Annotated in this window: 8 protein-coding genes; 4 read left to right on the top strand and 4 right to left on the bottom strand. The window is 65.8% G+C overall.

The window, feature by feature from the left end; all coding sequences use genetic code 11:
- Positions 1-87 precede the first annotated feature (87 nt).
- The 4 genes from AC1D2K_RS21390 to AC1D2K_RS21375 are packed head-to-tail and all read right to left on the bottom strand — an operon-like array spanning position 88 to position 4,009.
- The gene (locus tag AC1D2K_RS21390) at positions 88-831 is read right to left on the bottom strand and encodes an ABC transporter ATP-binding protein (RefSeq protein ID WP_478090838.1); all 744 of its coding nucleotides are present in this window, start codon (positions 829-831) and stop codon (positions 88-90) included.
- Entirely contained in the window at positions 828-1,817 is a 990-nt protein-coding gene (locus tag AC1D2K_RS21385; RefSeq protein WP_478090837.1) for a branched-chain amino acid ABC transporter permease, read from the bottom strand. The genes AC1D2K_RS21390 and AC1D2K_RS21385 overlap by 4 nt, the downstream gene beginning before the upstream one ends.
- A complete protein-coding gene (locus AC1D2K_RS21380) occupies positions 1,814-2,713 on the bottom strand; it encodes a branched-chain amino acid ABC transporter permease (RefSeq protein ID WP_478090836.1) in 900 nt (299 codons plus the stop codon). The genes AC1D2K_RS21385 and AC1D2K_RS21380 overlap by 4 nt, the downstream gene beginning before the upstream one ends.
- Positions 2,714-2,770: 57 nt before the next feature.
- Positions 2,771-4,009, bottom strand: a complete 1,239-nt coding sequence (locus AC1D2K_RS21375; protein ID WP_478090835.1) for an amino acid ABC transporter substrate-binding protein — start codon at positions 4,007-4,009, stop codon at positions 2,771-2,773.
- 185 nt (positions 4,010-4,194) lie between these two features.
- Here AC1D2K_RS21375 and AC1D2K_RS21370 point away from each other — a divergent pair, with 185 nt between their 5' ends.
- The 4 genes from AC1D2K_RS21370 to AC1D2K_RS21355 all read left to right on the top strand — a co-directional run.
- On the top strand, positions 4,195-5,907 hold the full coding sequence (locus AC1D2K_RS21370; protein WP_478090834.1) for a SpoIIE family protein phosphatase: 1,713 nt from the start codon (positions 4,195-4,197) through the stop codon (positions 5,905-5,907).
- Complete coding sequence (locus tag AC1D2K_RS21365) at positions 5,904-8,366, top strand: PAS domain-containing hybrid sensor histidine kinase/response regulator (RefSeq protein ID WP_478090833.1); 2,463 nt, start codon at positions 5,904-5,906, stop codon at positions 8,364-8,366. The genes AC1D2K_RS21370 and AC1D2K_RS21365 overlap by 4 nt, the downstream gene beginning before the upstream one ends.
- A gap of 90 nt (positions 8,367-8,456) precedes the next feature.
- The gene (locus AC1D2K_RS21360) at positions 8,457-9,287 is read left to right on the top strand and encodes an ATP adenylyltransferase family protein (protein ID WP_478090832.1); all 831 of its coding nucleotides are present in this window, start codon (positions 8,457-8,459) and stop codon (positions 9,285-9,287) included.
- A 169-nt stretch (positions 9,288-9,456) separates the two neighbouring features.
- Positions 9,457-9,947: substrate-binding domain-containing protein (locus AC1D2K_RS21355; protein ID WP_478090831.1), on the top strand; the 491-nt coding region annotated here is incomplete at its 3' end.

The following is a 9,947-nucleotide window of genomic DNA, read 5'->3' as shown; positions in this document are numbered from 1 at the left end:
GCGCAGCCTCGCGCGCGACCTCATCGACCGAGAGCCAGTCTTCGTCCAGATCGGCGTCGTCGCGTTGCCCGTGCTTCTGGGTCGCCATCAACGCGCCCCCAGGTAGGCGTCGATCACCCGCTGATCATTCTGGATGACCTCAGGCTGTCCCTGCGCAAGCAACTCGCCATGCGCGAGGCAGTAGATGTATTCGGCCAGCCGCATGATCACCCGCATGTTGTGTTCGATGACGAACAGCGTGACCCCGAACTCGCGGTTCACTCGGCGCAGCTGGCTGATCAGGCCGTTGATCAATGTCGGATTGATGCCGGCCGTGGGCTCGTCGAGCAGCAGCATCCTGGGTTCGCTCATGAGCGCCATGGCGAACTCGAGCAGCTTCTGCTGTCCGAAGGAAAGTTCGCCCGCTTGAAGCTGGCGTTTGGCGTACAGGCCGACGAACTTGAGCAGATCCTCGGCCTTGCCGGTCTCGGCGGGCGAAACGCGGCGAAACATCGAGCGCCATCGATCGCCGGACTGCGGCACGCTGATGATCATGTTTTGCATGCAGGTCATCCTGCGGTAGATGCGCGTCTGCTGAAAGGTGCGCAACAGACCCAGACGGGCGATTTCGGGCACGCGCAAACGGGAGATCTCGCGCGCCTGAAAGCGGATCGAGCCGGCGTCGATCGGGTGATAGCCGACGATCGAATTGAACAGCGTGGTCTTGCCGGAGCCGTTGGGGCCGATCAACCCGATGATCTTGCCCTCGGGCACGTCGAGACCGATCCCGTTGTTGGCGACCACGCCGCCGAATGTCTTGCGCACGCCGCGGATGCTGAGGATCGCCGTCACTGATGGACCTCCGATCCTTCGATCCGGTGACCGAAGCGCTCCGGCCAGCGCTCGTGCACCCACCCGAGAATCCCGCGCGGGAAGAACACCACGATGATCACGATCAGCAAGCCGAGCGCCACGCGCTGCCAGCCGAGCAGGTAGGTCCAGAACGCCTCCTTGGTCAGATGGAAGATCACCGCACCGATCACGGGGCCCCAAAGCGTTCCCTTCCCGCCCAGGATCGCCATCAGCACCATCCACACGCCGAAGGTCGTGCCGGCGAACGCGACCTCGCGCGCATCGATGAAGCCGATCATGTTGCCCACGGCAGCGCCGGAAAGTGCCAGAAACAACGCCGAGATGCACCACGCCGTGGTCTTGTACCGCGTCGTGCGCAGGCCCATCGCTTCGGCCTTGTCTTCATCGTCGCGGATGGCGTTGATCGCAAGGCCGAAGCGTCCGGCGTACAACCAGCGAAGGAACGCAAAGGTGATGGCCGCAAGTGCCAGGCAGAGGTAGTAGAAGAAGCTCTCGCGCCCGCCGATCGCGCCAGGGAACAGCGGCGGGACCATGCCCGCGCCGGCGCCGATGAAATCCCAGCCGCCGGCAAGTTCGCCCGCGGCAATGCCAAGACCCAGCGTGCCGATGGCGAAGTAGTGTCCGCGCAAGCCGAGCATGCCGGACCCGAGCAGTGCGGCCACGGCGACTGCAAGCACGGCGCCCCCACCCATGCCAAGGAACAGCGCCGGAAAATAGCCGAGACCCGAGTCCCGCTGCACCACGGCACAGGCGTACGTGCCGATGCCGAAGAACAGGATGTTGCCGAAAGAGTTGTAGCCCATCTGGCCGCCTTGCAGGTCCCAGGTGAGCGCGAACACGATCATCACCCAAAGGAACGCCAGCTGCGTGCGGTAGCCGGGCACCAGGATCGGCGCCAGCAGCGCCAGCAGCGCCAGGACCGCCACGCCGGCATAGAGGGCCGCACGCGTGAACGCCGAGTTCATCGCAGGACCCTCCGCTGGCGACCGAGCGAGAATCGTCGCCACACGAGAATGACGACCAGCAGGCCATAGACAAAGGCCGCCTGGTATTCCGCACCGAGGATGAACCCGGCGAAATTCTCGGCCGCGCCGAGCCCGAGCGCTGCGACGAACACGGCCATCACATTGCCGAGTCCGGCGAGGATCACGATCATGAACGAGCGCACCGTGTACGGCAGGCCCAGGTACGGATGCACCACCCAGGTCATCGCCACCAAGGCCCCGGCCGCCCCGCAGATCGCCGCGTTGATGCCGAAGGTCCAGGCGTACACGGCGTCTGTATCGACGCCCATGATGCGCGCGGCACGCGCGTTCTGGGCCGTGGCCCGGATCGCCCGTCCCATTCGCGAACGCTTGAGAAACCCCATCAACGCAGCCCCGACCACCAGGGCCGCCACGAATGAAACCAGCTTGATCTCGGCGACAGTGACCAGCCCGCCGAACAGGAACAAGGTTCCGAAACCGGACTCGGCCGTGCGCAGATTCGCGCCGAACAGGCCGTTGGCGAGTTGCTGCAAGAGAACGCTGAGGCCGAAGGTGGCGAGGATGGAGACGAACAGATCCTTGTCCACGACGCGGAAGATGACGCTGCGGTACAGCGCCCAGCCGAAAAGGAACATCAGCAGCGCGGCCAGCGGAATTCCGAACAACGGGTGGATGCCGGCGGCATACAGGAAGAACGCGACGTACCCCCCGAGCATGACCAACTCGCCCTGGGCGATATTGATCAGGTTCATCACGCCCCAGACGAGCGCCATGCCGTAGGCCGGAAGCGCAAAGATCGCTCCGATCCAGATACCGTCGAGCAGCAACTGCACCGACAGCACGGGCGCGTCGAACAGCAACTGGAGGTTGTTCATCTCGCCATTCACCTCTCCCAGTCCCGGGCCGCCGGACCGGGGAACGGAGCGCCGCCGCTACGGCGCGACCTTTCGCGGCCAGACCAGCTTGGCCTCGGCCCATCGGGTCGGGGCCACCACCTTGTAGTGTCCGTTCTGCACTTGGTAAAGCACCATGGGCTTGGCGGTGTTCTTTCCGCTCGGGTCGAACTTGATCGGCCCGTAGAAGGTCATCATGTCGGTGCTGGCGATGGCATCGCGCACCTTCTCGGGATCGAAGGACTGGGCGCGTTCGAAGGCGTCCACATAGACCAATACCGACGCCGTCGACTCGGCCGCCTGGTACGGTGCTTCGTAGCCGAACTCCTTCTTGAAGCGCTGCGCATACTGCTCGGCGGTGCCGAACCACTTGTCCCGATAGTTCAGGGTGCGGTCCCATTGCGAAGCGCACAAGACCGACTCGGCGAGCTTGCCCAGCGTCTCCGCAACCTGGGCCGAGTCGCAGTGCGTCGTGGCGATCATCGGGACGTCCACCTTCATCTCCGCCGTCTGTCGCACCACGAGGGTCGCGCCCTTCTCGTGCCCGGACACGATGAGCAGATCGGGCTTGAGGGCCCTGACCTTGGCGAGCGTCGCCGCCATGTCGTTCAGGTCGGGCGGCAGCTTGTCGTCGATGACGACCTTCATGCCCTGACGCGCGGCGTCCTCCACCACGCCGTCGCGCACGTCCAGGCTGAACGGATCGTTCTCGAAAGCCATCGCGACCTTGAGCGTCTTCGGGTCGCGACCGTTCTGCCTGGCGACTTCGGCCGCCAGGTTCACTGCATCGCGCAAGTAGTAGTCCGAAGTGGACAGGACGGCAAACAGGTAGCGATAGCCTTGGGTGAACAATTCGCGCGCCGCGCCGTTGCCTTCGACGTGCGGAACCTTGTATTTCTCGGTCACCGGCGCGATCGCCTTGGTCAATCCCGAGCTGTAGGCGCCGAGCACGAACTTCACTCCGTCCTGGGCAATCAGGCGCTCGGCGAGCTGCGCCCCGCGCGCCGGCGTGGATTCATCGTCGTAGTAGACGATCTTGAATTTGTAGCTCTTGTCGCCCACCTTGACGCCGCCGTTTTCGTTGGCGCGCTTGACCGCAAGATCGTAGCCGTCCTTCGTGTTCTTGCCGTTGACGGAATACTTGCCGGTGATCGACACCGCCGCGCCGAGAACGATGGAATCGGCTTCGACCTTGTCGGCGCCCTTCGCTGCCGTCATCAACAGCAGGGCGCAGGCGCCCGCGGTCGGCAGGAGTGTCATGGCGGATGTTTTCGGCATGATTGCCTCCTCATGCGTCCTCTCCGATGGAGCGTCGGTGCGGCACGTTCAATATAGCCCTTCGATACCCCCAATGGGGCAGTGGGCGTATCGGCGCTGCGGCTCGTTGTGCCAGTGGCTTGCCATCGCGCCCGCCGACTCGCAGAATTCTTGTCTGCACAGCACTCTAGCTGCTAGAGGATGTGATGAACTTCGACCCTGTCCCTCCTGTCGCGCTGGTGGTGGACGATGAGCCGGTGACCCGCCTGATGGTGAAGCGGGCACTGGAAACCCTCGGCTGCGCGCCGGTCCTGGAGGCTGCCGACGGAATCGCTGCGCAGGAGGTCCTGCGCCAGCACCCGGACGTCGCCCTGGTGCTGACGGACATCATGATGCCGCGCATGGACGGCCTGGAACTGCTGCGCTGGGGACGCCAGGCGGTGCCGGACGCCATGTGGATCGTCCTCTCGGGGCTGGAAACCTTCGACTCGGCGGTGGCCGCGATCCGGCTGGGGGCGTTCGACTTCCTGTCGAAATCGCCGCACTCCGAAGAGATGGGGGTCGCGGTGCGCAACGCGCTCGAGCGGCGGCAGCTGCTGGCTGAACGCGAGGGGTTGCACCGGGAGCTGAAGCGCAAGGTCTGCGAACTTGAGCAGACGTCCGAAGTGCTGCGCCGCGATCTCGAGCGGGCGGAGGTGATCCAGCGCGCCTTGCTGCCGCGCAGCCCGCCCCCGATGGAGGGCTATTGCATCCAGGCGGTCTACCGCCCGGGACAGCATGTGGGCGGCGACCTCTACGACGTGGTCCGGCTGGGCGAGCAGCACCTCGCCTTCTACCTGGCCGACGCCACCGGCCACGGGGTGACCTCGGCGATGCTCTCGGTGCTGTTCAAGCAGCGGCTGGTCCTGGTGGACCCGGCGACGGGCCTCGCGCTGCCGCCGGCGGAGGTCTTGGCCGCGGTGAACCGCTCGATCTGCGAGGCGCACGCCGCGCCGGGACTTTTCCTGACGGCCGTCTTTGGCCTGCTGGATACGTCGGACGCGAGCCTCACGCTGGCATCGGCGGGCCATCCGCCCGTGCTGCACGCACGTCACGGCCGGGAAACGCGCCTGGTCCGTCGCACGGGACCCGCGCTCGGGCTGGCGCCGGACGCGCACTTCCAACAGGTGCGTCTTCATCTCCTGGCGGGCGACCGGATCCTCCTCTACACCGACGGGCTGCTGCCCTCCGGGTCGGAGCGCGAGCTGGACCTGCTCAAGCAGGTGCTGGCCAAGCCGCTCTCCAGTGCGCAGGAAGCGATGGCCCACCTTCACGGTGGCGCACCGGCGGGAGCGGACCGGGATGACGTGACCATCCTGCTCATCGACGCGCACGCGGGCGCCTCCTGGTTCGACAATGGCGCCGAGCTCCCCGCGGCCGACGCGTCAGCCGCCTCTGGCGCGCCGCGGTCCGAGAGTGAGGCGGTGTTCTATGGCGAAACCGACCATGCCGCCTACCTTGCGCTGCGTGGCCGGGCCACCTGGATGCATTGCGACGCCTTCCATGAAACGGCCCTGGCCGTGCTGGACGGAGGACGCTCCCTGGTGCTGGACCTCTCCGGCTGCGAGTACATGGACAGCACCTGCCTCGGCACGGTGCACGAGCTGGTCGCCCGGGGCGGTGTGGTGCTCGCGGGGGTGACGCCGGCCGTGCGCGCCCTGTTCGAGGAACTGAGCATGCAGCAGGTGCTGGCCGCGATCCGCGAGGACCACCCCGCCGCGCCCGAGCTCTACGCGCTGGGCACGGGGGGCGGCCAGGGCGCGATGCGCAAGCGGATCCTGCAGGCGCACGAGGCCCTCTCCGCGCTGAGCGAACGCAACCGCGAGGAGTTCAAGGAAGTCGTCGAGTCGCTCCGTGGCGAGCAGGACGCGCCCAGATGACCATCCGAGTGCTGCATCTCGAGGACGACCCGGCCGATGCGCAGCGCATCCGGGACAGGCTGCAGGGCGGGGATCTTGACTGCGACATCGTGTGGGTGCCAACCAGGGAGGACTTCGTCTCCGCCCTGCAGCGGCAAGCCTTCGACCTCGTGCTGTCCGACTACGAAGTCGGCGGCCTGGAGATGCTGCGGCACGTGCGGCAGCAGCACCCGGAGCTGCTGCTGATCGTGATTTCCAAAAGGTTGATGACCGAGGAAGAGGCGGTGGATTGCATGAAGGCCGGCGCCACGGACTACGTCCTCAAGGAACGGGTGCAGCGGCTGGGTTTCTCGGTGCGGCGAGCGCTCGACGAACAACGGCAGAAGGTGGCGCTGCGCCGGGCGGAAGAGAACCTGCGTGCCCTGAACGTCGACCTGGAGGCGCGCGTGCACCTTCGCACGGCCGAACTGGAAACGGCCAATGCGTTCCTGAACTCGGTGATCCACCACATCCCCTATCAGGTCATGGTCAAGAACGCCGATGACCTGAAGCTCGTCCGCGTCAACCGCGCGCTCGAGCAATTGACGGGGCGCAGCCAGGAGGAGTTGCTCGGCAAGACGATTCGCGATTTCGTCAGTTCCCAGGAGGAAGCCGATTTCTTCGCGGCCAAGGACAAGGAAGCGCTCACGCTGGGCCGGGAAGTGGACATCCCCGAGGAGACCCTGCATGCATACGATGGCAGCGTGCGCGTCCTCCACGCGAAGAAAATTCCGATCCTCGACAACGCCGGCCGGCCGCGCTACCTGCTGACCATTTCGGAAGACGTGACGGAGAGAAAGAAGAAGGAGCGTGAAATCGAGCAGCTGAATGCGGCCCTGGCGCAGCGCAGCGCCGAGGTGGAAGCCGCCAACCGCGCCAAGAGCACCTTCCTGGCGACCATGAGCCACGAGATCAGGACGCCCATGCACGGCATGCTGGGCATGCTGGAACTCCTGAGCCTGACCGAGCTGGACGCCGAGCAGCGCGAGACGCTCGGGCTGGTGCGGGAATCGAGCCGGTCGCTGCTGCGCATCATCGACGACATCCTCGACTTTTCGAAGATCGAGGCCGGCAAGCTGGAGATCCGACCGGAAATCGTCTCGATCAAGCGCCTGATCGAGGAGGTGCAGAGCATCTACCTGGGCAATGCCAGCAGCAAGGGCCTGATCGTCCGGCGGATGGTCGACCCACGCGTCAGTCCGGCGCTGCGGGTCGATCCGGTGCGCCTGCGCCAGATTCTCAACAACTTCGTCAGCAACGCGATCAAGTTCACCTCCGAGGGCTGGATCGACATCAACGTGCAATGGCTGGGACGCGCGGAGGGACAGGAAAGCCTGCGGTTCGAGGTGAAGGACACCGGCATCGGCATCTCCCCCGAGGACCAGCAGCGTCTGTTTCAGCCGTTCAGCCAGGCGGACGGTGACGAGGCACGGCGGCGGCCGGGCGGCACCGGACTGGGGCTGGTCATCTCCCGGCAGCTGGCGCAGATGATGGGGGGCTCGATCCGCCTGGACAGCGAGGCGGGGAAGGGCACGACGATCACCCTGGAATTGTCCCTGCCTGTCGCCGAGACCCTGTCAGGCAGCGGCGCCGACAACGCACGCGCGCTGCCTGCGGCCATGGCCATGCGCCGCACGGCGCCCGGCACCGCGCAGGCCGAGACGGAAGGAACGCTGGTGTTGCTGGTGGACGACCACCCTATCAACCGCATGCTGCTCATGCGCCAGGTGCGAGCGCTGGGCTATGCCGGCCAGACCGCCGACGACGGCGTCCAGGCCCTGGAGATGTGGAAGTCGGGTCGCTTCGGGCTGGTCATCACCGACTGCCAAATGCCCCACATGGACGGCTACGACCTGACGCGCAGCATCCGCCGGCTGGAATCCGACGCGGGGCGCGAGCGGGTGCCGATCATCGCTTGCACAGCCAACGCGCTGCAGGGGGAGGCCGAGACGTGCTTGGCCGCCGGCATGGACGATTTCCTGGTCAAGCCGGTGGAACTGGCGCAGCTGACCGAAAAGCTCGATCGATGGCTGCCGCTGCCCCAGGCCTCCTCGCCGCCCGCCGCTGCGGCCAGCCCGGGTCCCGAGGCCGCCCCTTCCATCGGCCCGATCGACGAGGCGCTCCTCACGGCGCAATGCGCTGGCGACGCATCGATGTTGGCCGAGGTTCTGGCAGCCTTCCGGCAAACGTGCGAGGACGACTCGGCCGGACTCAGCCAGGCGGTGGCCGCCGCCGACGTCGCCCAGGTCACCCAGTTCGCCCACCGCATGGCGGGCGCCAGCAAGATGGTCGGCGCGCTCGCGTTCGCAGCCGCGTGCGAGCGCATCGACCGCGCCAGCCGCAGCGGCGACTGGAAGGCGGTTCTCGCCGGCATGTCGGCCTTCGAGCAGGAACGGATGCGCCTGGCTGCGTATTTCGAAGGTCGCAAGGCAACGGCTTGACAGGCAAGTCCGTCCCGTTGGGAGGCGGTCGATACCGCTGGGTCCCACGTGGTCATTCACGGTTGCCCGGAACGGGTCGAGAATGACGGCGTGTTTTCGCTGTCCATCGTCCAAGATGCAATGCGGCGTGCCTTGGCAGACGGTGCACTGCAGCCGATCGAGACTCAAACCATCCTCCTCGACAGCGATGGCGTCCGGTTCGTCTTGCGCACGGTATCGAGCCTCGCGCGCAAGGACGAGGCGCGCCATGTCGCGGCGGCCAGGGATCCACTCGGCGACTACGACCGTTCTCTGTTCGTCGGCGACCTCGCGCCCTCGCACTACGTCCTGCTGAACAAGTTTCAACTGCTCGCCGGCCATGTGCTGCTCGTCACCCGGAGCTTCGAACGCCAGGAGCGCCTCCTGACCGTCGAGGATTTCGCGGCGCTCATCACTTGCCTGAGTGAAGTCGATGGGCTCGCCTTCTACAACGGGGGCGTCGAAGCCGGGGCCAGCCAACGGCACAAGCACCTGCAGCTTGTGCCGCTCCCGCTCACACGCGAAAGCCCGGATGAAGTACCGATGGAGCGAGTGTTCGCCAGCGGCTCGCGGCTGCCGTTCAGGCATGCGTTCGCACGTCTGGCGCCGCAAGCGACGGCTCCCGAGTTGCATGCCCTCTATCGCGAGTTGCTTCATCGGTGCGGCATTTCCGCTGTCGCCGCCGAAGAGGGCGAAGTTCAGTCGGCACCTTACAACCTGCTGGTTCGCCGAGGCTGGATGCTCGTCGTGCCGCGTTCGCGCGCATGCTTCGAATCGATCTCGGTGAACGGCCTCGGCTTCGCTGGCTCATTGTTCTTGCGTTCGCAAGAGGAACTGGACCGCGTCCACGCCATAGGGCCGATGCAGGTGCTGCGCGCGGTCTCTGACACTTTTGTTGGTTGATCGTGACATCTGCCCTTGGAGGCGGAGGCGCATCAGCGGTCCAATCCGACCACATCGAAATTGCCACTGCTTCGATGGGGGCACCGACACCGCGTGGCTCCAAATTCCGTCCTACTCCATCCAAACGACTCATACGTTCGTACGCGTCGCCCCTTTCGCCACCGTTGCCATGTCCCTCCTCAGGCTTTCCGCGCTCCTCATTTCGCTCGTCTGTCTGCCGCTCGCGGCCCAAGCCGATGCCGTCTCCGTGTCCGGAACGGGAGCAACCTTTCCGGCAGAGGTGTACGCCGAATGGGCGAAACAGTATTCGCACGACACGGGCATTGCCCTCACCTACGTGCCCAGCGGCTCCTCGGCGGGCGTCAAGCAGATGATTGCTCGCGCCGTCGATTTCGGCGCGACGGATGTTCCGTTGAGCGCCGCCGATCTCGAGAAAAACCAGCTTTTCCAATTTCCCACGCTGGTAGGCGGCGTGGTGCCGGTCGTGAACCTGCCGGGGCTGACATCCGGATCATTGCGACTGAGCGCGGATGTGCTGGCCGGAATTTTTGCGGGCGGGATCTCACGCTGGAACGACAAGGCGATCAGCGCGTTGAATCCGGGTCTCTCGCTGCCCGACTTGCGAATCTCGCGCGTGGTCCGTGCCGACGGATCAGGCAC

It is taken from the genome of Variovorax sp. P1_H12_2, from assembly GCF_056405335.1.
The sequence above is the reverse complement of the archived record's forward strand: the minus strand, read 5'-3'. Positions and strand labels throughout refer to the sequence as shown.